A 21504-nucleotide genomic window follows, 5' to 3' on the forward strand; every position below is an offset into this window, starting at 1 on the left:
GCCGTGAATACGCCCGCCGAAAAGGTCAACCTGCTCGACTTCGATCGCAAGGGTCTGCGCGATTTCTTCGCCCAGATCGGCGAGAAGCCGTATCGCGCCGAGCAGGTCATGAAGTGGATCTACCACCGTCTCGAAAGCGATTTCGAGAACATGACCGACGTCGGCAAGGCACTTCGCGAAAAGCTCAGCGCCACCTGCTACATCGGGCCGCCGACGACCGTGTTCGAGAAGGCCGCGGTCGACGGCACCCACAAGTGGCTGCTCGGCATGGATGGCGGCAACGCCATCGAAACCGTGTACATTCCCGAGCCGACCCGGGGCACGCTCTGCGTGTCGTCCCAGGTCGGTTGCGCCCTGAACTGCCAGTTCTGCTCCACGGCCACCCAGGGCTTCTCGCGCAACCTGTCCACGGCCGAGATCATCGGCCAGGTCTGGGTCGCGGCCAAGCACCTGGGCAACGTGCCGCACCAGCAGCGCCGCATCACCAACGTGGTGATGATGGGCATGGGCGAGCCCTTGCTGAACTTCGATAACGTGGTCAAGGCGATGAGCCTGATGCGCGACGACCTCGGCTTCGGCCTGGCCAGCAAGCGCGTCACCCTGTCCACCGCCGGCCTCGTGCCGATGATCGACAAGCTCTCGGCCGAGAGCGACGTTTCGCTCGCCGTGTCGCTCCACGCGGCCAACGACGAGTTGCGTACCGAGCTGGTGCCGCTGAACAAGCGCTACCCGTTGGTAGAATTGATGGGTGCCTGCGAGCGTTACATCGCCCGCGCCCCGCGTACGTCGATCACCTTCGAATACACCCTGATGAAGGGCGTGAACGACCAGCCGGAGCATGCCCGGCAGCTGATCAAGTTCATGCGCCGCCTCCCTGGGGCCAACAAGGTCAACCTGATTCCATTCAATCCGTTCCCCGGTACGCGCTTCGAGCGGTCGGGGCAGGAAGAGATCCGCGCCTTCCAGACCCAGCTGCTCAACGCCGGCGTGCTGACCATGCTTCGCCGCACCCGTGGCGACGACATCGACGCCGCCTGTGGCCAGTTGAAGGGGCAAGTCGTGGATCGCACCCGCCGTCAGGCGGAATTCCGCAAGAAACTCGCAGAGGGAGTGGTGAATGCGGCTTGAGCGGTGGGGGATGCTGGCGGCGCTCGCGTTCGCGTGTGCCGGCTGCGTGGGGGACGGCACGGGGCTGAAGCCCTCGACGGCCGCCGATGACCGTGCCAAGGGCGCCGAGGTCCACACCGAGCTGGGCCAGCGCTACATGCAGAACGGCGACCTCAAGGGCGCCATGGAGAAACTGCAGAAGGCGCTCCAGTTCGACCCGAAATACGTTCCCGCGCATACGGTGATCGCCGTCCTCTACGAGCGCATCAACGATCCCGTCGACGCCGAACTCCACTATCGCAAGGCCGTCGAGTTCGATCCGAAAAAAGGTTCGGTGAACAACAATCTCGCCGTTTTCCTATGTAAGCAAAACCGTCCGGCGGAAGCGAAGGCGTTCTTCGACCGTGCCCTGGCCGACCCGTTCTACGAGACGCCGGACCTCGCATTGGCCAATGCCGGAACCTGTCAGCTGCAATCGCAGGACTATGACGCGGCCGAGGGCTATTTCCGCAAGGCCGTCCAGCGTAACCCGAATAACGCGGACGCCCTGTATCAGATGGCTCACGTGTTGTACCTTAAGAACGATGCATTCAGGGCCCGTGCCTTCCTGCAACGCTACGAAGCGTCGGGAACCCCGAGTCCGGATTCGTTGAAGCTCGGTCACGATATCGAGCTCCGTCTGGGCAACGGGGAGGGTGCCCAGGACTACGCCAAGCGCTTGCGTGAAAAGTTCCCGGATTCGGAACCCGCGCGCGCACTCGAAGCCACCGCACGTCAATGACCACAGCATCTTCGAATTCTTCCGGTCGGGACGGACGCGAACAGGATTTGTTCGCCGGACTCGAGCCGAACGCAGACAGGGAGCAAAGCATGGACCCCCAGCTCGAAGCGGTTAGCGAAGACGGCGGTCGCGTACTGATCGACCATTCGTCAGGCGGCACAGGCGGTTTTGGCGGGCGCCTCCGCGCGGCACGCGAGGCTCGCGGCTACAGCATCGAGGCCTGTGGACAGGCCCTTCGCCTGCCGACGCGCCTGCTGCGCCAACTGGAAGCCGGTGAGTACGGCGGCATCGACTACCAGGTCTACCTCGCCGGTTACCTCACCAAGTACGGCCGCCACGTCGGCGTCGACGAGGACGCCATCCAGGCCGAGCTCGCGCGGTTGACGCCGCGCCAGCCCGACCTCGTGGTCACTGGCGGCGTTTCCCACTCGCGCTACCTGCTGGAACGCTATATCACGGCGGCCACCTATGTGGTCCTGACCGCGGTCATCGTCGTGCCGATGGTCTGGCTGGGTGTGCGTGGCACGCTCGACCGCGACATGGCACGCCTTGCGCCGCTCGATGCGGCGCCCGTGGCCCAGCAGGATGCGCCCGCCAGCGCGTCGTCGAGTGCGGTCGCCACCGTGGCCACCAGCGACAACAAGCCGGCCCCCGCGACCGAGCAACACACCGAGGACCAGCAGCCCCTGCTCGCCTCGATGGCGATGTTCCCGCCGCTGGACCACACCACCAAGGCTCCGTTGGCCACCACGGCGGCGACGCCCGAGGCCGGCAGCGGGCAGGGTGGTCACAGCCTGACGCTGAACCTGCCGTCGGCCAGCTGGGTGGAAGTCACCGCCGCCGACGGTTCGCGGCTCGAGTACGGCATCCTGCCCGCGGGGACGCAGAAGTCCTATCGCAGCGATACCCCGCTGGACGTTCGCATCGGCAATGCCAGTGGCGCCCAGGTGGCCATCGACGGTCAGCCCGTGCAGCTCGACGGGTTCCGCCGCGCCAACGTGGCGCGGTTCCGCGTCGACATCCGCGACGGCAAGGCTGCGCCGGTCGCGTTCTGATCCTCTCCGGCACGCCGCGCGATCGCTGCGCGGCGCCGCCCGCCCGTGCTTTTCGGGTATCCTTGCCTATTGATCCGTGCCGCCCATCGCCGATGGCCGGTCGCGGGCTCGTTCCCTCCTTAGGTTTTGCTGCGCGGAGCGCAGTGGGTGATTGCATGGCATTCGACGTATACGACGATTACGAACAAGGCGAACGCGTCCAGCAGTGGCTGCGCAAGAACGGCGTTTCCATCGCCGTCGGCATCGTCCTCGGCCTCGTGCTGATCTTCGGCTGGCAGCAGTGGAAAGCGCATCGCGCGAATCACGAGCAGGCCGCCGCCACGGAATACGCGGCATTGCAGGTCGCGGTGGCGCAGAACCGCGCCAACGAGATCGACATGCGTACCGAAACCCTTCTCAAGGATTATTCGGACACGGCGTGGTCCGTGTTCGCCGCCGGCGAGCGCGCTCAGCGCAACGTCATGGCGGGTCAGCTCGACAAGGCCGCCGGGGATCTCGAATGGGCCCGGGCGCACGCCAAGGATGACACGTTGAAGACCCTCGTCGACCTGCGCGCGGCACAGCTGAAGTACGCGCAGGGCAAGCCGCAGGAGGCCATCGCCGCCCTCGACGCGATGAAGGGCACCTCGTTCGTCGCGCTCGCGCAGGAACTCCGTGGCGATGCGCTGGTCAAGCTGGGACGCCCGGACGACGCACGCAAGGCCTATCAGGCGGCGATCGCCGCGATGGGCGACAGCGCACCGCAACGCGGTGTGGTTCAAACCAAACTCGATGATCTGGCCGTGGCCGGGAAGCAGGGTGCATGAAACGTTTCTGGGCAATCGCGTTGACTTCGTCGCTGGCCGTGCTGGCCGGCTGCCATTCGTTCAAGAAGGAAAACGTCGAACCGCCGACCCCGCTCGACAAGAAGTTCGAGCCCTCGCTCAAGGTCGAGCGCCTGTGGAAGTCCAGCATCGGTGATGGCGCGGCGGAGTCCGGCGTGCGCATGCGCCCGACGGTCGTCGATGGCGTGCTGTACGCCGCCAGCACCGACGGCAAGATCGCCGCTTTCGATGCCGCCTCGGGCAAGAAGCTGTGGTCCAAGAGCACACGCCAGCACGGCTGGTTCGGTTGGGGCGATGCCAAGCGTGAAGACGCCCGCTTCTCGGGTGGTCCGGGCGCCGCGGGCGATCTCGTCGCCATCGGCACGCTCGACGGTCACCTGTACGGCATCAATGCGAAGGACGGTGAGCGCCGCTGGGCCGCCGAGGTCTCTTCCGAAGTCATCACCGCGCCGGTCATCGTTGGCGATCTCGTCGTGGTCCGCTGCAACGACGGCCGTGTGTACGGTATCGACGCCAAGAGCGGCGAGCGCCGCTGGGTCTACGACCAGTCGCAGGTACCGCTGCTCAGCCTGCGTGGCAATGGCCGCCTGCTGGTCGCCAATGGCGTGGTCTTCATGGGCAGCGATGCCGGCAAGCTCGTCGCCATCCGCCTCGACAATGGCGAGAAGCTCTGGGAACAGACCCTCGCCAGCGGCGAAGGCCGCACCGAAATCGATCGCTTGGCCGATGCCGACGGTGCGCTCGTCCTCGATGGCAGCACGCTCTATGGCGCGGCCTATCATGGTCAGCTCACCGGCATCGACGGCCCCAGCGGCCGCCCGCTATGGAACCATGCCTTCTCGACGTTCACCTCGCTGGACGTACACGGCAATTCGATCTACGGCGTGGACGACCAGTCGCAGGTGTTCGCCTTCGACAAGTCCGGCGGCGCCAACATCTGGAAGCAGGACGGCCTGAAGTACCGCTGGCTCACGGGCCCGGCGGCGCAGGGCAACTACGTGGTGGTCGGCGACCTCGACGGTCATATCCACTGGCTCAACGGCAGCGACGGCAAGATCGTCGCCCGCGAGCGCCTCTCCAAGAAAGCCATTCGTGCCCAGCCCGTCGTGGTGGGTGACACCGTGTACGTCGAAGATGTCGAGGGCCATATCGGCGCCTACCGCATCCCGGCGAACTGATCCACAGGATAGATGTATCTCCCATGCTACCCGTCGTCGCCCTGGTCGGCCGCCCCAATGTCGGTAAGTCGACCCTCTTCAATGCGCTGACGCGTAGCAGGGACGCCCTCGTCGCCGATATGCCCGGCGTCACCCGCGACAGGCACTACGGTGTCTGCCGCCTCGGTCCGCGGCCCTTCGTGGTCGTGGACACAGGTGGCTTGTCGGGCAACGACGAAGGTATCGAAGGCCTCACCGCCTTGCAGGTCCGCGCGGCGATCGCCGAAGCGAACCTGCTCGTCTTCGTCGTCGACGCGCGCGACGGTATCCTGCCGTTGGATGCCGCGATCCTCAACGAGCTGCGCCGCAGCGGCAAGCCCGTCATGGTCGTGGTCAACAAGACCGACGGCGTCGACGAGACGCTGGCGCTCGGCGAATTCGCCTCGTTCGGCATCGCCGACACCCTGCCGATGTCGGCGGCGCACAACCGTGGCGTCGATACGTTGGTGGCGAAAGCGCTGCCGTACCTGCCGGACGACCGTGACGATGATCCGGGCCTTGAAGACCAAGGCATCCGTGTCGCCATCGTCGGACGGCCGAACGCGGGTAAGTCCACGCTCATCAACCGCCTGCTGGGCGAAGACCGCCTCATCGTCTCCGATGTCGCCGGCACCACGCGCGACCCGATCCGTGTGTCGCTGGAACGGGATGGCCGCCGCTACACGCTCATCGACACCGCTGGCGTCCGGCGCCGGGCGCGCGTCGAGGAAGCGGTAGAGAAATTCAGTGTTATCAAGACACTACAGTCTATTTCTGCGTCGCAAGTGACGATCGTGATGATCGACGCGCGGGAGAACCTGGCCGACCAGGACCTCACGCTCATCGGCCACGCCATTGAGGAAGGCCGCGCGCTGGTCATCGCCGTCAACAAGTGGGACGGCATGGACAGCTACCAGCGCGAGCAGACCCAGAAGGCGTTGGAACGGCGCCTGCAGTTCGCCGAATGGGCGAAGACGGTCTTCATTTCCGCCCTGCATGGTTCCGGATTGCGCGAACTGATGAAGGCGGTCATCCGTGCCCACGCCGCGGCGACCAAGGAACTCACGTCCAGCGAATTGACCCGGACGCTCGAGAAGGCCTACGAGGCCTACCAGCCGCCGCTGGTCCGCGGCCATGCGCCGAAGCTGCGCTACGCCCACCCGGGTGGCTCCAATCCGCCGACGATCGTGATCCACGGCAGCCGCACCAAACACATCGCGCCGGCGTATCGTCGCTATCTGGAAGGCTTCTTCCGCAAGCGTTTCCGCCTGGAAGGCACGCCGGTGCGGATCGATTTCCGCGATGGCGAGAACCCGTTCGCCGGTAAGAAGAACGTCCTGACGGAAGGCCAGCAGCGCCGCCGCCAGCGCATGATCCGTAACGCGAAGCGACGCGAGAAATAAGCGTCGCCCCGTCGAGGAGCCTCGCATGACCGAAGAGCTCAACCGGGACCGATGGCTGGCCGAACTGCGTTCGCGCGTCGCCGAGGTCACCGCCACCGAGGCACGGGCCCGACAGCTGGGCGGCGCCTTGCTCGTCGATGTTCGCGAAGACGGCGAGCGCGCCACCGGAACGCCTTCCGGCGCGTTGGGGTTATCCCGCGGTTTCCTCGAATTGCGCATCGAACAAAGCGAGCCCGACCGGCAGCGCGAGATCCTCGTGCTGTGCGGCAGCGGCCAGCGCTCCTTGCTGGGTGCCGAGGCGCTGCAACGGATGGGCTATCGCAAGGTTTCCTCCATTGCCGGTGGGATGGATGCATGGAAGGCCGCGGGCCTGCCGGTCAGCGCGGGCGCGCTGGATACCGACGCCGTCGAACGTTATGCGCGCCAGGTGCTCCTGCCTCAGATTGGCGAGGCGGGCCAGGCACGGTTGGGAGAAGCGCGCATCCTGTTGCTCGGCGCGGGTGGTCTCGGATCGCCGGCCTTGCTCTATCTGGCGGCAGCGGGTGTGGGCCGCATCACCGTCGTCGACGACGATCGCGTTGAACGCTCCAACCTGCATCGGCAAGTGGTTCACGCCGACGGGCGCGTGGGCATGGGCAAGGCTGAATCGGCCCGCATGACGATGGTGGCGCTGAATCCACGCGTGCGCGTGGAGACGGTCGTCGATCGCCTGCGTGCGGAAAACGTCGAGGACCTGATCCGTGGCCACGACGTGGTGATCGATGGTGCCGACAACTTCGCCACGCGCTATCTGCTGGCGGCGGCCACGCGACGGCTGGGTATCCCCATGGTCTACGCCGCGATCGAGCGCTTTAACGGCCAGGCCAGCGTTTTCGACCCGCGCCGAGACGACTCGCCCTGCTATCGTTGCCTGTTCCCCGAACCGCCTTCGGCGGCGGACGCGCCGAACTGCAGCGAGGCCGGCGTGCTCGGCGTGCTTCCGGGGCTCGTGGGCCTGATACAGGCCACCGAGGCGATGAAGCTGGTGCTCGGCATCGGCCAGCCGCTGGTCGGCCGGTTGCTTACCTACGACGCGCTCGGCATGCGCTTCCGTGAACTGGCGCTGCGGCGCGATCCGGATTGCCCGGGATGCGGAGCAGAGGCCCGTTTCGAAGGCTACGTGGATCTAGAGCGGATGTGCGCTTCCGCTGGGTGACCTTTCCGGCAAGGGCAGGTCTTCGGCGATCAGTGAATACATCGCCGCATCGACAGAAATGCCCTTTACTACCAGTCGATTACGCAACCTTCCTTCGAAAGTACCTCCCAGTCGTTCAGCGGTCTTCCGGCTCGGCAGATTGTCCCAGGCCGCCACGATCTCCAGGCGCGCCACCTCGACCGTCTCGAAGGCGAAGCGGATCGCCAGTCGTCCGGCCCGCGTCGCGACCCCGTGTCCCTGCATCGATTCCCGTACCCAATACCCCAGGTTGGCGAAGCGCTGTTCGCGGTTGCGCTGGTTCACGCCCATGCCGCCGAGGACGGCGTCGGTACGCGCATCGACGATCAGCATCTCGTAGCCGTCACCTAGCAACCAGTCCTTGCGGCACACGGCCAACCACGTTTCGGCGTCGGCCGTGCCATAACCCTCATGGCACCAGTCCTGCCAGCGGCCCACGGTGGCGGCCGATTCGCGCACGGCGGCGGCAAGCGCCTCCGCATCCGTGGGCCGGTGCGCCCGGAGCGACACGACGCCATCGCCGAGGTCGTGTGGATAGGGAAGGGTATCGATGGTCACGCCCGCATTGTATCGGCGATAATGCCGCGTTTTCGCAGGGCGACCCTCCCATGACCGCACGCATCCTCGATGGCAAGCGCATCGCCCAGGAACTCCTTGAGCACATCGGCCGCCGCGTAGCCAAGCGTGTGGCCGAGGGGCGTCGTGCGCCGGGCCTCGCCGTCGTGTTGGTCGGCGACGATCCGGCGTCCTCCGTATACGTGAAGAACAAACGCCGCGCCTGCCAGCAGGTGGGTTTCGAATCGTTCGGCTACGACTTGCCCGCCACGACGACACAGGACGAACTCTTCGCGCTGATCGACACGCTCAATGCCGACCCCGCCGTCCACGGCATCCTCGTGCAGTCACCGCTGCCCGAACACATCGACGAAGACGCGCTGGTCGATCGCATCGATCCAGGCAAGGACGTGGATGGCTTCCAGGCCGTGAACGTCGGCCGTCTCGCGCTGCGCCGTTTCGGCCTGCGCCCGTGCACGCCCAAGGGCGTGATGACCCTGCTCGGCCATACCGACCGCCCGGTACGCGGCAGGCACGCGGTGATCGTCGGGGTATCGAACCATGTGGGTCGCCCCTTGGCGCTTGAGCTACTTATAGCAGGTAGTACAGTGACTTGCTGTCATAAGTTCACGCAGGATCTAGCTGGATTCGTGGCTCAGGCGGACATTCTGGTCGTCGCCGCCGGCAAGCCAGGATTGGTCAAGGGCGAATGGATCAAGCCGGGCGCCGTGGTCGTGGATGTCGGCATCAACCGCCTGGAAGACGGGCGCCTGGTCGGCGACGTGGAATTCGCGCCGGCTGCGGAGCGTGCCTCGTGGATCACTCCCGTGCCGGGTGGCGTCGGTCCGATGACGGTGGCGACGCTGATGGAAAACACGCTCGAAGCCGCCGAGGCCATCGACGCCTGAGCACATCGCCTGCTGTCGCTTTGTTGCAACGCACGGTATAATGCCGCGATTTACTCGCGGGACTAATGCTATGCGCATCCTTGCCGAGGCACTCACTTACGACGACGTGTTTCTGGTTCCCGGTCACTCCACGGTCATGCCGCGCGATGTGGACACCTCGACGCGCTTCACGCGCGGTCTTCGCCTGAACATCCCCATCGTGTCCGCCGCCATGGACACCGTCACCGAGGCCCGCCTCGCCATCACCATGGCGCAGAACGGCGGCATCGGCATCATCCACAAGAACATGACCCCCGCCCAGCAGGCCGCGGAAGTGCGCCTGGTGAAGAAGTTCGAGGCGGGCGTCATCCGCAGCCCGATCACCGTCCGCCCGGACACCTCGATCGGCGAGGTCATGGCGCTCACCCGCGCGCACAACATCTCCGGCGTGCCCGTGGTCGACGGCGAGAAGCTCGTCGGCATCGTCACCAGCCGCGACCTGCGCTTCGAGCGCAAGCACGACGACCCGGTCCGCAACATCATGACCCGGGAAGACCGCCTGGTCACCGTCAAGGAAGGCGCTTCGCACGACGAAGTGCTGGAACTGCTGCACCGCAACCGCATCGAGAAGGTGCTCGTCGTCAATGACGGCTTCCAGCTCCGCGGCCTGATCACGGTGAAGGACATCCAGAAGGCCCGCGACAATCCGAACGCCGCCAAGGATTCGCACGAGCGCCTGGTCGTCGGCGCCGCGGTCGGCGTCGGCGGCGACACCGAACAGCGCATCGAAGCGCTGGTCGAGGCTGGTGTCGACGTGATCGTGGTCGACACCGCGCATGGCCACTCGCAAGCCGTGATCGACCGCGCGGGCTGGGTCAAGAAGCGCTATCCGCAGGTCCAGGTCATCGCCGGCAACATCGTCACGGGCGAGGCGGCGCGCGCGCTGCTCGACGCCGGCGCCGACGCGGTGAAGGTCGGCGTGGGCCCCGGTTCCATCTGCACCACCCGCATCGTCACCGGTATCGGCGTGCCGCAGATCACCTCGATCGACCTCGTCGCCACCGCGCTGAAGGGCGAGATCCCGCTCATCGCCGACGGCGGCATCCGTTACTCGGGCGACATCCCCAAGGCACTCGCCGCCGGCGCGTCGTCGGTGATGCTCGGCTCGATGTTCGCCGGTACCGAAGAGGCGCCGGGTGAGGTCGAACTGTTCCAGGGCCGCTCGTACAAGAGCTACCGTGGCATGGGCTCCATCGGTGCCATGCAGCTCGGCTCGAAGGACCGCTACTTCCAGGACGAGGCCGACGCCGACAAGCTGGTGCCGGAAGGCATCGAAGGACGTGTGCCGTACCGCGGTCCGCTGCGCAACATCATCCACCAGATGATGGGTGGCCTGCGTGCTTCCATGGGTTACATGGGCGCGGCCAACATCGAGGAAATCCACCAGAAGGCCCAGTTCGTGAAGGTGACCGGTGCCGGCGTGCGCGAAGCGCATCCGCACGATATCCAGATCACGAAGGAAGCGCCCAACTACCGCCTGGACTGACGCCTCCGGGCGCTCGCTCCAGGTGACCCAGGACGCCCGCCGCAAGTGGGCGTTCTGCTTTTTCAGGCCGCCGCGCAACGCGCGCAGCCACCCACATTTCAGACTGCAGAGCCGCCACGATGACCGACATCCACAGCGACAAGATCCTCATCCTCGACTTCGGTTCGCAGTACACGCAGCTGATCGCCCGCCGCATTCGCGAGATCGGCGTCTATTGCGAGGTCTGGGCCTGGGATCACGCCCCCAGTGAGATCCGTGGTTTCAACCCGAAAGGCGTGATCCTTTCCGGTGGCCCGGAATCGGTCACCGAAGACGAATCGCCACGCGCTCCGCAGGTGGTCTTCGAACTCGGCGTGCCGGTACTCGGCATCTGCTACGGCATGCAGACCATGGCCGAGCAACTCGGCGGCAAGGTCGAGGCTGGCCACCATCGCGAATTCGGTCCGGCGACGATCACCTTCGGCAGCTGCGCGCTATTCGAGACCGTGGTGCAGGACGGTGAATCCCTCGGCGTGTGGATGTCGCACGGCGACCGCGTCACGGCGATCCCTGAAGGCTTCAACGTCTCGGCCTCCACGCCGAGCCTGCCGCTGGCCGCCATGGCCGACGACCAGCGCCGCTTCTACGGCGTGCAGTTCCATCCGGAAGTGACCCACACCAAGCGTGGCATGGAGCTGCTGCGCCGCTTCGTCGTCGACCTCTGCGGTTCGGCCACGTTGTGGGATGCCGCGCACATCATCGAGGACGCCGTCGAACGCGTGCGCGCGCAGGTCGGCACCGACCGCGTGCTGCTCGGCCTGAGCGGCGGCGTGGATTCCTCCGTCGTGGCCGCCCTGCTCGAAAAGGCGATCGGCGACCAGCTCACCTGCGTCTTCGTCGACACCGGCCTGCTGCGTTTCCAGGAAGGCGACCAGGTGATGTCGACCATGGCCGAGCACATGGGCGTGCACGTCATCCGCGTGGACGCGAAGCAACGCTTCTTCGACGCACTCGCCGGCGTGGAAGACCCGGAAGCCAAGCGCAAGGTCATCGGCCGCCTGTTCGTCGAGGTCTTCGACGAGGAATCGTCCAAGCTCGAAGGCGTGAAGTGGCTGGCCCAGGGCACCATCTACCCGGATGTCATCGAATCCGCCGGCAGCAAGACCGGCAAGGCCCATGTCATCAAGAGCCATCACAACGTCGGCGGCCTGCCTGAGCACATGAAACTCAAGCTGGTCGAGCCGCTGCGTGAGTTGTTCAAGGACGAGGTCCGCCGTATCGGCGTCGAACTCGGCCTGCCGCGCGAGATGGTCTACCGCCATCCGTTCCCGGGTCCCGGCCTTGGCGTGCGCGTGCTGGGCGAGGTGAAGCCGGCCTACGTCGACCTGCTGCAGCGCGCCGATGCGATCTTCATCGAGGAGCTGCGCAACTACGGTCTCTACGATCGCGTCAGTCAGGCGTTCGCCGTGTTCCTGCCGGTGCGTTCGGTGGGTGTGGTCGGCGACGGCCGTGCCTACGAGTGGGTGATCGCGCTGCGCGCCGTGGAGACGATCGACTTCATGACGGCGCATTGGGCGCACTTGCCGTATGACTTCCTCGATAAGTGCTCAACTCGCATTATCAATGAGTTGCGCGGTATTTCTCGTGTCGTTTATGACATCTCGGGGAAGCCGCCGGCTACGATCGAGTGGGAGTGAATGGACTACCGACGGGGGCGGGGCTCCGGCGTTGAGTCATCTTGGGTAGGGTGCAGTTTTAGTTGTTTATCAGGTATTTTGCGAATACCTGATTTTCAGCTATATTGCGTTTACCAGGATTGCGAGTATTCGCCATGCCTCCGATGTCCGATCCGCTGCTCACGGCAAGTCAACTCAGCTCGTTACTGCAGGCCACGCGTAAGGCGCGGGGCCTGACCCAGGCAGCTTTAGCCAACCGTATCGGCCTGAGTCAGTCGCGGGTCTCCCATCTGGAACTAAATGCCCAGGACTTGAGCGTCGGGCAACTCCTGGCGTGGTGTGCGGCGCTGGGCCTGGAGTTGACTCTTGGAACCCGGGGCAGCGCCGCTGTGTCCGCTACCTCGAAAACGGATTGGTGACATGGGACGTCGATCGCACAGCCGCAGCCTATCCATCTGGACCAACGGTGTTCGCGTCGGGCGATGGACACTTCCTGCCCGCGGAGAGATGGAACTGCACTACGATGCGGATTGGGTCGTGGCCGACATGGGGCGGCCGCTGTCGCTGTCGCTGCCGTTCAACTTGCAGAACTTGCCGCTCAAGGGCGAGAAGGTCGCGAACTACTTCGACAACCTGCTTCCGGACAGCGATGCCATCCGCCGGCGTGTCGCAGAGCGATTCAGGACGGGGTCGATGGATCCCTTCGAGCTACTGAGAGTCATCGGACGCGACTGCATTGGAGCGGTACAGCTCCTGGACGAAGACGAGGTGCCGAAGGGTTTCGATCGTGTCGAAGGCGTGCCCCTTTCCGAGGAGGATATCGAGCGGCACTTGATTGAAACCGTCTCGCCGCACGCCTTCGGTGCGGGCGGAGACCCTGATGCGGACTTCCGCATCTCCCTGGCCGGTGCGCAGGAGAAGACAGCCTTCCTCTGGTGGGACGGACAGTGGTTCGCACCGCGTGGCGTTACGCCGACAAGCCATATTTTCAAGCTGCCGCTGGGCCTGATGGGCGGGCGGCGTGCAGATTTCAGCACCTCCGTCGATAACGAATGGTTGTGTCTGCGTCTGCTGAAAGCCTATGGACTGGACGTCGCCGACGCGCGTATCGCGACCTTCGGCCGACAGCGCGTGCTGGTGGTGGAACGATTCGACCGGCGCGTCGCACCCAATGGGCAGTGGCTCATGCGCCTGCCACAGGAGGACTTCTGCCAGGTCGAGGGTTGCTCGCCGCTGCGCAAGTACGAGAACGAAGGTGGACCAGGACTCAAGGCCTTGTTCGCCACGCTGCGACAGTCGGTGAACGCGGAAGCCGATATGAAGACATTGATGGCGGCACAGGTGCTGTTCTGGTTGCTGCGGGCACCCGATGGACACGCCAAGAATTTCAGCATCCAGCTTCTGCCGCGCGGCCGCTTCCATTTGACCCGGCTTTACGACGTGATGTCGGCCTATCCGGTATTGGGTGAGGGCCCTAACCAGTGGTCACCCCACGACATCAGGTTGGCGATGGCATTGCTCGGCAAGAACCGGCATTACGAGATGCACGGCATCCAACGCAGGCACTTCAACAGCACCGCGCAAGAAGTCGGCTTTGGCTCGACCGCCGAGCCGATCATCGAAGAGCTTCTCGCCCGCACGCCAGCAGCTATTGCCGAAGTGCAGGCTGACCTGCCGCGGGACTTTTCACCCCGTGTCGCTGAATCCATCCTGGGCGGCCTTGAGCAGGCCGCAACGGCTCTCGGTGCGATGGTGCCGTAAGCGGGAGAGAGCCTGGTCGTTCCCAAGGAGTCATGGCGCGCCAGGGTTCCATGACGACTTATGATTGTCATTGATGATCGACTCAACCCTTCTTGGCTTCGTCCAGTACCCATCGAGCAAACGATTGTATGGGCTCTCCGCTCAATCCCATCGGCTCGGGGAGGACAAGGCAGAAGCTCTTGGAGATGGTTTTTCCGTCGGGCCATGGAGTGACTAGCCGGCCTTGCGCAAGCTCGGTTTCAACATAGAGACGTGGTACCAGCGCTACACCGAGGCCGGCCAATGCAGCCTCGATCAACATGCCATGAAGGTCGTAGTGCGCACCCATCGTAGGATGGGTCAGTGGAATCCCAGCCTCTTGGGAGTAGCGTTGCCAAGCGTCGGGATTCTGCCGTCGGTGCAGGCGCGGTAAGGCGTCCAGTGTCGTTGCCCCTCTGGTTTTCTTCACAAGCTCAGGATGGCACACCGGAACTAGCACCTCATTCAACAGGTGGTGCGTCCGCATTCCTGTCCAGGCCGGATGCTCGAAATGGATTGCAGCATCAAATCCGCTTCCGGCCAGGACGAAGGGGTCCATGCGCTCGGCAAGGTGCACAGTGATGTTCGGATGCTTCTCCCGGAATCGGGATAAGCGTGGAATGAGCCATCTCATCGCGAAAGTCGGGATGGTGGCAATGTCCAGACTTGCGCCGTCGCTAGGCTGCCCCATCAGGTACTGGCTGTCCCGATCCAGTCGGTCGAGCACTTCACGAACCTGGGCCGCGTAGCGTTCTCCGTTCGGTAGGAGCCGGACGCGATTTCCGATTCGCTCAAACAGCGTGACATCGAGGAACGCTTCCAGCCGGCCAATCTGTCGACTGATGGCACCTTCGGTCAGGGACAGCTCCTCCGCCGCGCGAGCGAAGCTGCCATGACGGGCAGCAGCCTCGAATGCCATCAGTGCGTTGTTGCTGGGAATCTTCCGGCGCATGAGCGTTCCTGGTTTGAAGCGGGTGATGGGCTTGCTTGATCTTTTATCACTGAAGCATGCCGAGAAATCGTTTTATCTGTCGAAATGCGAGTCATACCATGATGAAACGTCAATACAAAGGGCCGGGCGCACAAGCAGTTCGGTAGCGAACGATTCCATGATCTATACAGTCGAATGCAGTTTTGCCGACCCAGCCAGCGAAGCAGAGTGGAGTGATTTCTACAGCTTGGAAAAGCTGCCCGCGCTCATTTCAGTGAGCGGATTCCATACTTCGCAACGCTTCAAGGCGTTGAGCACGGGTTGTCCCGTCTACCTTGCCATGCACTCGATCGACGGTCTGGCCGTGCTTGAGGGCGATGAGTATCGCCAGAAGGGCGGCGGCAATTTCGCACGCTGGCAGCAGCACATCACCGATTGGCACCGCAATCTTTATGGCGGCCTTGAACGTGCACCTGCCGTCGGTGAAGGCGAGCGTCTGATCGTGAGCGCAGTCGGTCCCGAGCCGCTCATCGAGATGGGGCTCAAGCCTGATCTGATGCGGGCCGTCGCATTGGAGAAATCTCCTGAAACCAGGTGGCTGGCTAAGCTGGATTGCGCCATCAGCCTCAGTGTGAAAAACCTTTCGAAGGACGTGCACCTCTATGTTCCGATGACCGCGCAATTGACGAGTAGTGGCGCAGTACCCCAGACGCAGGGGCAGAACCGACATGCCTAACCTGACGATCTTCATACAGGCAGAAAAGATGCCGTCCGAAGCGAATCTTGCGGAACTCACCGAACGATGCACTCGGCTTTGCACGGACGTCCTCCAGGCTGCGCTGGACAACGTGCATGTCATCTATGTCGCCGCACGCCAGGGGCGCGGGCATCCCGCTTACGCGGAAATCAAGTACCGCCTCGAACCGCTCAGAGCGCCATCGGTCATGGACGACTTCATGGGGCGACTGGACGAGGCCATAAAGCGCCATACAGGGCTAACAGCGCGCATCCGTTGCTTCGGTTATCCGGCTTCTGCCATTTGCGCGCGGAACTGATTACGCGCAAGGAGTGCCGCAATGAACAAAATGAAATTTCCAGGTCAGCAGATCGGCGAATTTTCGATCACGGCCATCAGTGACGGATACCTTTTCGCGAGTCTGGATCTGCTCTCCAATATCGATCCCATGGAGGCGTCCAAGTTGCAGCAGGACGCAGGCGCGAACGACCCATCTTCGATCCACATCAACTGTTACCTGGCGCGTGGAAAGGGCCGCACGATCCTCATCGATGCGGGGGCTGGCGGTTTCAAGCAGTGGGGCGGAAAGCTGAAGGCGAATCTCGCACTTGCTGGCGTGCAACCCTCTGACATTGACGCGATTCTCCTGACTCACGCACATCCCGATCATGTTGGGGGACTGGTTGATTCTTCCGGGGAAGCCGCCTTTCCCGATGCAGAGTTGGTCGTCCACCAGCATGAGGTTTCTTTCTGGGAAGACGACGGCAATCTCAGCCGAGCGAGTGAGCGGGCGCGCGGAAACTTTCTGTTTGCTCGGAAGGTGTTCGACAAGTACCGGGAGAAGATGCGCACGTTTACTGATAACGAAGTCCTCCCTGGCATCAGTGCGATGCCCCTTCTGGGGCATACCGCGGGGCATTCCGGCTATCGCCTCGAATCCGATGAGCGCAGCCTGTTGATCTGGGGGGATATCGTTCATTTCCCTCAAATCCAGATTGCTCGTCCCGACGTATCCATTGCATTTGACCAAGACCCGCTGCTTTCCGCCGCCACACGTTCAAAGTTGTTGGACGTCGTCAGCTCGGACAAGATTCTTATCGCTGGTATGCACCTTGGCGAACTCGGATTCGCACATGTCGAGCGGATAGGCAAGACATACAAAATTTCCTACGAAATTTAGCGGCTCGTCGAGATGCAAACGGTGCATCGGCTGCGGCGAATGAGGTCAACGATCCCACGGCGCCTGCTTCCAGCGTTCCAACAAGAAGTCGCTGAACACCGTCAGCCGGCGCGGCACGGGTTCGCGCCGCGCCCGCACGATGCTGATCTTCGAGGGCGTGGCTTCCCATTCCGGCAGCACGCGCACCAGCCTCCCGTCGCGCAGCTCCTCGTGAATGTCCCAGGACTCGCGCAGAGAGATGCCCAACCCGGCCAGGCACCACGCGTGCAGCACGTCACCGCTGTCGCTGCACAGCGTGCCGCTGACTGCAACAGGCTTCTCCCTGCGGCCTTTGCGCAGCGGCCAGGTGCTTTGCAGCAGGCCCGGATAGGCGAACACCAAGCAGCTATGCCGTTCCAGTTCCTCCGGCTGCTCGGGATGACCCTGCGCCTTCAGATAGGCAGGAGACGCCGCGAGGATGCGCCGGTTGTCGGCCACGCGCCGCGCCACCAAACGCGAATCGGCCAGCTCGCCCATACGGATCGCCAAGTCGAGGTCGCCGCTATACAAATCCTGCACCTGGTCGGACAGGCGCAAGTCGAAGCCGACGCGGGGATGCAGGCGGCAAAAATCGTGGATCGCCGGGGCCACGAACTTGCGCCCGAATGGCGTGGGCGCGGTCAGGCGGATGGTGCCGCTCAGTTCCTGGCTACCGCCGGTCGCCAGTTCCTGCATTTCCTCCAGTACCGCCAAGGCGACCCTTGCGCGCTCGGCGATGGCGCGGCCTTCGCCGGTGATGCGCAAGTTACGGGTGTTGCGCTCGAACAGCGTGGTGCCCAACGCCTGTTCCAGCCTGGCGATCTGCTTGCTGACCGTCTTGGGCGCCAGGTGCAGGTCGCGTGCGGCGGCGGAAAAGCTCTGGCGCTCCACCACATGCACGAACACCGTTAGGTCATCAAGGTTGCGCAGGGCCATTTGGGTCATTACGGGGAAAGTGTTTGTCTATTTTGGTCATTTAAAGGATATACCGGATTCATCAGAGTGAGGTTCCCAACTTCCCACGCTGCAACGCGCATGCCTCCGCTGGAGGTGTCCGGCGGTGTGCTCGATTCGCTTGCAGGAGCTTCTGATGACCCAACGTATTCTTTTCGTCCTGACCAGCCACGACCGCAAGGGGCCGGCCAGCGCCGCCGATGCCGCGCCCAGCGGTTTCTATCTGTCCGAGGTCACGCATCCGCACCGGGTGCTGGCAGACGCCGGTCATGCGGTCGATTTCGTCAGCCCCAAGGGCGGCAAGACGCACGTCGATGGACTCGACCTAGACGATCCGATCAATGCGGCGTTCTGGACAGATGCGAGGCTAAGAAGCGCCACCGAGAACACCTTGGCACCCGCGCAGGTCGATCCCGATGCCTACGCCGCGATCTTCTACGCCGGTGGCCACGCGACGATGTGGGACTTCCCGGACAACGCCGAACTGGCGGCCATTGCGGCGTTCATCTACGAGCGTGGTGGCGTGGTCGCGGCGGTGTGCCACGGGCCGGCCGGGCTGGTGAACCTCAAGCTGTCCGATGGCGGCTATCTGGTAGCGGGCAAGGACGTGTCGGCCTTCACCAACGAGGAGGAGCGTGCGGTCGGCCTGTACGACACGGTGCCGTTCCTGCTGGCCGATGCTTTGCAGGAACGTGGTGCCCGGCATGTGCCTGCGGCGAATTTCCAGGCGCAGGTAGTGGTGAGCGGGCGACTGGTGACGGGGCAGAACCCGGCCTCGGCCAAGGGCGTCGCCGAAGCGATGCTACCCCTATTGGCGGTGACAGCCGAGAAGCGAGCCTGAGCCATGAATCCACGTATGCCTTTCGTCATCTACGTCTTCGCGCTCTGCGCGTTCGCCCTGGGCTTTACCGAGTTCGTCACCATTGGCCTGGTGTCCGCTATTTCCGCCGATCTGCATGCCAGCGTCAGCCAAGTCGGCACGGCGGTTACGGCCTATGCGCTGGGTGCGGTGATTGGTGCGCCGGGCCTGACCGCGCTGGCGACCCGCTGGCCGCGCAAGCGGCTACTGCTGGTGGCGATGGGGCTGTTCACGCTGGGCAACGCTGTAGTCAGCCTGTCCGATGCACTGACGCCCATGCTGGTAGCCCGCTTCGCCTCGGGCCTGGGACATGGGGTATTTCTCGCCGTAGCATCCAGCGTGGCAACCCAACTGGCGGGCCGGCATCGGGCCGGAGCGGCGGTGGCGGTGGTATTCGGCGGCCTGACGCTGGCCCTGGCACTTGGCGTGCCGCTCGGCACCTACCTGGGCAGCGTGTTGAACTGGCAGGTCATCTTCATGGCCGTAGCCGCGAGTGGCGCCATCGGCTTCCTGGGGCTGCTGGCCCTGATGCCGACGGATCGGGACGATGACTCGGCGCAGGCCAATGCGATGGATGGCCTGAAAGCCATGTTCAATCCGCGCCTGCTGGCCGGGGCCGGCATCACGGTGCTGGCGTATGCGGGGTCTTTCACGCTCTACACCTACATCTCGCCGATCCTGCTGCAAGTCACCCGGATCAGCGAAAGCACCAGCAGCCTACTGATGCTGGGCTATGGCGTGATGGCCGCGATCGGCAACGTGTGGGGTGGGCGCCTGGCCGACCGCAAGGGCGCGGACTTTGCCGTGATGACCGTCCTGATCGGATTGGTGGTGGTGCTGCTGGCGGTCTGGTTTTCTGCCTCGTCCCTAACGCTGATGGTGCTGCTGACCGGCCTGCTGGGCGCACTGACCTATGCGGCGGTGCCAGCTTTGCAAGCACGGGTAATCGGCCTATCACATGTTCACGCCCCCCAAGCGCCGGCGGTGGCGGCCGGTCTGAACATTGCGGGCTTCAATGGCGGTATCGCGCTGGGTTCGCTGCTGGGTGGCGCCAGCCTGGAGGCGATGGGCCTGACCAGCACGGCTTGGGTCGGCGCGGTGGCCGTGGGCCTGGGGATTGTGTGGATGCTCGGGCAGTTGACGTCGGCCCACTTTTTCGACACAGCTGAAAACGGGAGTTAAGGTCGCTTCATCCATCGGCCCGATCGGGCCACCGGAGCCCTCGGTCACCACGGCATCATGGCAAGGCGCGATGGCGGGTATCTTCGCCCAGCAGTCGATGCTGGTTTGAGAGCACAGATACCCTTCTTCGGTTGTCGCAGGCTTCACGCCATTTCCAATTACACAGCAAACGGGAGCGCCACCGTGGCCGCCCTGAAGCCGCAAGACCGTAAATTCAAACCGCTAGACGATAAATTCCCGCTTGAGCGTCAACTCGGCATCGCGGCCGCGCCAGTCGTGCTCATCAACCTCTTCACGCTCGATGCCGCCGACGAAGCGGGCTTCCTGGACGCTTTCAAGGCGGCTGCCGAGATCATAACGAAGCAACCGGGCTTCATTTCCATGCAACTGCATCGCTGGGAGGATGACGGGGCTAAGGTGTCGCGAAGGCTTCCGAGTTCTACTGTTGACTGAGTGGGAGTGGGAGTGGGAGAAAGGGATTCCTATTCCGGCGGCCCGAACAGTAGCCGCCCGCATTGCCTCCAATTCCGCACGGATTTCATGGCGTGGAACATCTGTATCCAGGCATGCAAGGCGATGCGGACGGGGTTATGGCTGTGCAGGGGTTTCACCAGGCCGTACCGCGGCGGTTCGTCCTCACGTTGGCGGCGGAACGTACCGAATAGCCTGTCGAACACGATCAGCACGCCGCCGTAGTTGCAATCGATGTAATCGGGATTGCTGGCATGGTGCACGCGGTGGTGAGAAGGCGTGTTGAGCACGAATTCGATCGGGCGCGGCAATTGTCCGATCAGTTCGGTGTGCAACCAGAATTGGTACGTCAGGTTCGCCGCGAGCATGGCGACCACCAGCGGCACCGGAAATCCGATCCATACCAGCGGCGCGAAGAATACCGCTGCACCGGTGATCTGTCCGGTCCAGCCGAGCCGATACGCGGACGACAGCGTGTACTGGTTCGACGAGTGGTGAACGGAGTGGTTCAGCCAGAACCAGTGGATGCGGTGGTCGGCGCGATGCATCCAGTAATAGCAGAACTCCTGGCCCACGAAGAGCAGGGCCCAATGCCACCAGCGGTCCATCGTGAAGGTGGCGATGCGCCATTCCCATACCGCATACAGCAATGCTCCGACGATACCGGTCTTGAGCGCTCCATTGACCAGCATACGGCCCAGGGCGTCGCCCAGCGATGCCCAGTAGGCTTTCCAGTCGTGATCGCGGCCGCGGCGCCGCAACAGCCAACCTTCGACGGCGGCGATCAGCGCGAACAACGGCAGCGGTACCCACAGCCAGGCGAAAGGCGACGTATCCATGGCGGTCGCTTCGGCGGCTCAGCGGCCCAGGCGCTGGCGCGCGAGTTCGGCGGCCTGCTTGAGCTCGCTGGCAGACAATTTGCCGTCCTGGTCGGCATCGAGCTTGTCGAAATTCTTGGCCACGCGCGGTAGCTTGGCGTCGGCTTCCTGGCGGTCGATGAAGCCATCGCCGTCGGTATCCGCGGCTTTCAGGCGTTCTTGCATCTCCTGTTTGGCTTGGGCCATGCGCTCGCTCTGCGCGCAGGCGGAGGCGGAAATGGCAAGCAGCATCGCGGTAAGCAGGTAGAGAGTGGGCTTGGGCACGGGATACCTCGTGGGGCGGAAAGGATGGCC

Annotated in this window: 23 protein-coding genes; 18 read left to right on the top strand and 5 right to left on the bottom strand. The window is 63.9% G+C overall.

Annotated elements, in window-relative coordinates; all coding sequences use genetic code 11:
- Nucleotides 1-3 precede the first annotated feature (3 nt).
- From rlmN to moeB, 7 genes are all read left to right on the top strand, one after another.
- Nucleotides 4-1128, top strand: coding sequence for a 23S rRNA (adenine(2503)-C(2))-methyltransferase RlmN (rlmN, locus tag J2T07_RS01275; protein WP_306846748.1), 1125 nt, complete (start codon nt 4-6; stop codon nt 1126-1128).
- Nucleotides 1118-1888: a type IV pilus biogenesis/stability protein PilW gene (gene pilW / locus J2T07_RS01280; protein WP_306846749.1), complete on the top strand. Its 771-nt coding sequence runs from the start codon at nt 1118-1120 to the stop codon at nt 1886-1888. The genes rlmN and pilW overlap by 11 nt, the downstream gene beginning before the upstream one ends.
- Nucleotides 1889-1977: 89 nt before the next feature.
- On the top strand, nt 1978-2943 hold the full coding sequence (locus J2T07_RS01285; protein WP_306846750.1) for a helix-turn-helix domain-containing protein: 966 nt from the start codon (nt 1978-1980) through the stop codon (nt 2941-2943).
- Nucleotides 2944-3098: 155 nt separating this feature from the next.
- Nucleotides 3099-3749, top strand: coding sequence for a YfgM family protein (locus J2T07_RS01290; protein ID WP_306846751.1), 651 nt, complete (start codon nt 3099-3101; stop codon nt 3747-3749).
- On the top strand, nt 3746-4945 hold the full coding sequence (bamB, locus tag J2T07_RS01295) for an outer membrane protein assembly factor BamB (RefSeq protein WP_306846752.1): 1200 nt from the start codon (nt 3746-3748) through the stop codon (nt 4943-4945). Before J2T07_RS01290 ends, bamB begins: the two co-directional genes overlap by 4 nt.
- Before the next feature lie 23 nt (nt 4946-4968).
- Nucleotides 4969-6366, top strand: a complete 1398-nt coding sequence (gene der / locus J2T07_RS01300) for a ribosome biogenesis GTPase Der (protein ID WP_306846753.1) — start codon at nt 4969-4971, stop codon at nt 6364-6366.
- A 25-nt stretch (nt 6367-6391) separates the two neighbouring features.
- Nucleotides 6392-7561: a molybdopterin-synthase adenylyltransferase MoeB gene (moeB, locus tag J2T07_RS01305; protein ID WP_306846754.1), complete on the top strand. Its 1170-nt coding sequence runs from the start codon at nt 6392-6394 to the stop codon at nt 7559-7561.
- Here the strand turns inward: moeB and J2T07_RS01310 are convergent.
- Entirely contained in the window at nt 7532-8137 is a 606-nt protein-coding gene (locus J2T07_RS01310; protein WP_306846755.1) for a GNAT family N-acetyltransferase, read from the bottom strand. The two genes, moeB and J2T07_RS01310, sit on opposite strands and share 30 nt — an antisense overlap.
- A 50-nt stretch (nt 8138-8187) precedes the next feature.
- Between J2T07_RS01310 and folD the strand changes: the two genes are divergently transcribed.
- The 5 genes from folD to J2T07_RS01335 all read left to right on the top strand — a co-directional run bounded on the left by folD (nt 8188) and on the right by J2T07_RS01335 (nt 13983).
- Complete coding sequence (folD, locus tag J2T07_RS01315) at nt 8188-9042, top strand: bifunctional methylenetetrahydrofolate dehydrogenase/methenyltetrahydrofolate cyclohydrolase FolD (protein WP_306846756.1); 855 nt, start codon at nt 8188-8190, stop codon at nt 9040-9042.
- Nucleotides 9043-9112: 70 nt separating this feature from the next.
- Nucleotides 9113-10567 (top strand): IMP dehydrogenase, encoded by a 1455-nt coding sequence (guaB, locus tag J2T07_RS01320; RefSeq protein ID WP_306846757.1) that lies wholly within the window; start codon nt 9113-9115, stop codon nt 10565-10567.
- Nucleotides 10568-10686: 119 nt separating this feature from the next.
- Nucleotides 10687-12243, top strand: a complete 1557-nt coding sequence (gene guaA / locus J2T07_RS01325) for a glutamine-hydrolyzing GMP synthase (RefSeq protein ID WP_306846758.1) — start codon at nt 10687-10689, stop codon at nt 12241-12243.
- Between the two features lie 143 nt (nt 12244-12386).
- The gene (locus tag J2T07_RS01330) at nt 12387-12641 is read left to right on the top strand and encodes a helix-turn-helix transcriptional regulator (RefSeq protein WP_306846759.1); all 255 of its coding nucleotides are present in this window, start codon (nt 12387-12389) and stop codon (nt 12639-12641) included.
- A 1-nt stretch (nt 12642) separates the two neighbouring features.
- Nucleotides 12643-13983 carry a type II toxin-antitoxin system HipA family toxin gene (locus J2T07_RS01335; protein WP_306846760.1) on the top strand — a complete coding sequence of 447 codons (1341 nt, stop codon included), beginning with the start codon at nt 12643-12645 and terminating at the stop codon, nt 13981-13983.
- 82 nt (nt 13984-14065) lie between these two features.
- Here the strand turns inward: J2T07_RS01335 and J2T07_RS01340 are convergent, their stop codons facing one another.
- Nucleotides 14066-14953, bottom strand: a complete 888-nt coding sequence (locus J2T07_RS01340; protein ID WP_306846761.1) for a LysR substrate-binding domain-containing protein — start codon at nt 14951-14953, stop codon at nt 14066-14068.
- Here J2T07_RS01340 and J2T07_RS01345 point away from each other — a divergent pair.
- The 3 genes from J2T07_RS01345 to J2T07_RS01355 are packed head-to-tail and all read left to right on the top strand — an operon-like array spanning nt 14952 to nt 16848.
- Entirely contained in the window at nt 14952-15668 is a 717-nt protein-coding gene (locus J2T07_RS01345; protein ID WP_306846762.1) for a hypothetical protein, read from the top strand. The genes J2T07_RS01340 and J2T07_RS01345 overlap by 2 nt on opposite strands.
- Nucleotides 15661-15987 (top strand): hypothetical protein, encoded by a 327-nt coding sequence (locus J2T07_RS01350; protein ID WP_306846763.1) that lies wholly within the window; start codon nt 15661-15663, stop codon nt 15985-15987. The genes J2T07_RS01345 and J2T07_RS01350 overlap by 8 nt, the downstream gene beginning before the upstream one ends.
- A gap of 21 nt (nt 15988-16008) precedes the next feature.
- Nucleotides 16009-16848 carry an MBL fold metallo-hydrolase gene (locus tag J2T07_RS01355; RefSeq protein ID WP_306846764.1) on the top strand — a complete coding sequence of 280 codons (840 nt, stop codon included), beginning with the start codon at nt 16009-16011 and terminating at the stop codon, nt 16846-16848.
- A 45-nt stretch (nt 16849-16893) separates the two neighbouring features.
- On the opposite strand, the gene J2T07_RS01360 is transcribed toward J2T07_RS01355, so the two are convergent.
- On the bottom strand, nt 16894-17802 hold the full coding sequence (locus J2T07_RS01360; protein WP_306846765.1) for a LysR family transcriptional regulator: 909 nt from the start codon (nt 17800-17802) through the stop codon (nt 16894-16896).
- A gap of 154 nt (nt 17803-17956) precedes the next feature.
- Between J2T07_RS01360 and J2T07_RS01365 the strand changes: the two genes are divergently transcribed.
- The 3 genes from J2T07_RS01365 to J2T07_RS01375 all read left to right on the top strand — a co-directional run bounded on the left by J2T07_RS01365 (nt 17957) and on the right by J2T07_RS01375 (nt 20314).
- Complete coding sequence (locus J2T07_RS01365) at nt 17957-18661, top strand: type 1 glutamine amidotransferase domain-containing protein (protein WP_306846766.1); 705 nt, start codon at nt 17957-17959, stop codon at nt 18659-18661.
- Between the two features lie 3 nt (nt 18662-18664).
- Entirely contained in the window at nt 18665-19861 is a 1197-nt protein-coding gene (locus tag J2T07_RS01370) for an MFS transporter (RefSeq protein ID WP_306846767.1), read from the top strand.
- Nucleotides 19862-20044: 183 nt separating this feature from the next.
- On the top strand, nt 20045-20314 hold the full coding sequence (locus J2T07_RS01375; RefSeq protein WP_306846768.1) for an antibiotic biosynthesis monooxygenase family protein: 270 nt from the start codon (nt 20045-20047) through the stop codon (nt 20312-20314).
- 29 nt (nt 20315-20343) lie between these two features.
- On the opposite strand, the gene J2T07_RS01380 is transcribed toward J2T07_RS01375, so the two are convergent.
- Together J2T07_RS01380 and J2T07_RS01385 are read right to left on the bottom strand one after the other, a co-directional pair.
- On the bottom strand, nt 20344-21171 hold the full coding sequence (locus tag J2T07_RS01380; protein WP_306846769.1) for a sterol desaturase family protein: 828 nt from the start codon (nt 21169-21171) through the stop codon (nt 20344-20346).
- 18 nt (nt 21172-21189) lie between these two features.
- Nucleotides 21190-21474: a hypothetical protein gene (locus J2T07_RS01385; protein ID WP_306846770.1), complete on the bottom strand. Its 285-nt coding sequence runs from the start codon at nt 21472-21474 to the stop codon at nt 21190-21192.
- Nucleotides 21475-21504 lie beyond the last annotated feature (30 nt).

The sequence above is a fragment of the Luteibacter jiangsuensis genome (genome assembly GCF_030812295.1).
GTDB lineage: Bacteria > Pseudomonadota > Gammaproteobacteria > Xanthomonadales > Rhodanobacteraceae > Luteibacter > Luteibacter jiangsuensis_A.

What these genes read in the sequence shown, in the direction of transcription:
- bamB (WP_306846752.1), top strand. Translation starts at nt 3,746, where the DNA reads ATGAAACGTTTCTGGGCAATCGCGTTGACTTCGTCGCTGGCCGTGCTG.
- J2T07_RS01285 (WP_306846750.1), top strand. Translation starts at nt 1,978, where the DNA reads ATGGACCCCCAGCTCGAAGCGGTTAGCGAAGACGGCGGTCGCGTACTG.
- J2T07_RS01360 (WP_306846765.1), bottom strand. Translation starts at nt 17,802, where the DNA reads ATGGCCCTGCGCAACCTTGATGACCTAACGGTGTTCGTGCATGTGGTG.
- der (WP_306846753.1), top strand. Translation starts at nt 4,969, where the DNA reads ATGCTACCCGTCGTCGCCCTGGTCGGCCGCCCCAATGTCGGTAAGTCG.
- J2T07_RS01370 (WP_306846767.1), top strand. Translation starts at nt 18,665, where the DNA reads ATGAATCCACGTATGCCTTTCGTCATCTACGTCTTCGCGCTCTGCGCG.
- J2T07_RS01350 (WP_306846763.1), top strand. Translation starts at nt 15,661, where the DNA reads ATGCCTAACCTGACGATCTTCATACAGGCAGAAAAGATGCCGTCCGAA.
- J2T07_RS01330 (WP_306846759.1), top strand. Translation starts at nt 12,387, where the DNA reads ATGTCCGATCCGCTGCTCACGGCAAGTCAACTCAGCTCGTTACTGCAG.
- J2T07_RS01290 (WP_306846751.1), top strand. Translation starts at nt 3,099, where the DNA reads ATGGCATTCGACGTATACGACGATTACGAACAAGGCGAACGCGTCCAG.
- J2T07_RS01380 (WP_306846769.1), bottom strand. Translation starts at nt 21,171, where the DNA reads ATGGATACGTCGCCTTTCGCCTGGCTGTGGGTACCGCTGCCGTTGTTC.
- guaB (WP_306846757.1), top strand. Translation starts at nt 9,113, where the DNA reads ATGCGCATCCTTGCCGAGGCACTCACTTACGACGACGTGTTTCTGGTT.
- J2T07_RS01355 (WP_306846764.1), top strand. Translation starts at nt 16,009, where the DNA reads ATGAACAAAATGAAATTTCCAGGTCAGCAGATCGGCGAATTTTCGATC.
- J2T07_RS01365 (WP_306846766.1), top strand. Translation starts at nt 17,957, where the DNA reads ATGACCCAACGTATTCTTTTCGTCCTGACCAGCCACGACCGCAAGGGG.
- J2T07_RS01335 (WP_306846760.1), top strand. Translation starts at nt 12,643, where the DNA reads ATGGGACGTCGATCGCACAGCCGCAGCCTATCCATCTGGACCAACGGT.
- folD (WP_306846756.1), top strand. Translation starts at nt 8,188, where the DNA reads ATGACCGCACGCATCCTCGATGGCAAGCGCATCGCCCAGGAACTCCTT.
- pilW (WP_306846749.1), top strand. Translation starts at nt 1,118, where the DNA reads ATGCGGCTTGAGCGGTGGGGGATGCTGGCGGCGCTCGCGTTCGCGTGT.
- guaA (WP_306846758.1), top strand. Translation starts at nt 10,687, where the DNA reads ATGACCGACATCCACAGCGACAAGATCCTCATCCTCGACTTCGGTTCG.
- J2T07_RS01345 (WP_306846762.1), top strand. Translation starts at nt 14,952, where the DNA reads ATGAGCGTTCCTGGTTTGAAGCGGGTGATGGGCTTGCTTGATCTTTTA.
- J2T07_RS01340 (WP_306846761.1), bottom strand. Translation starts at nt 14,953, where the DNA reads ATGCGCCGGAAGATTCCCAGCAACAACGCACTGATGGCATTCGAGGCT.
- moeB (WP_306846754.1), top strand. Translation starts at nt 6,392, where the DNA reads ATGACCGAAGAGCTCAACCGGGACCGATGGCTGGCCGAACTGCGTTCG.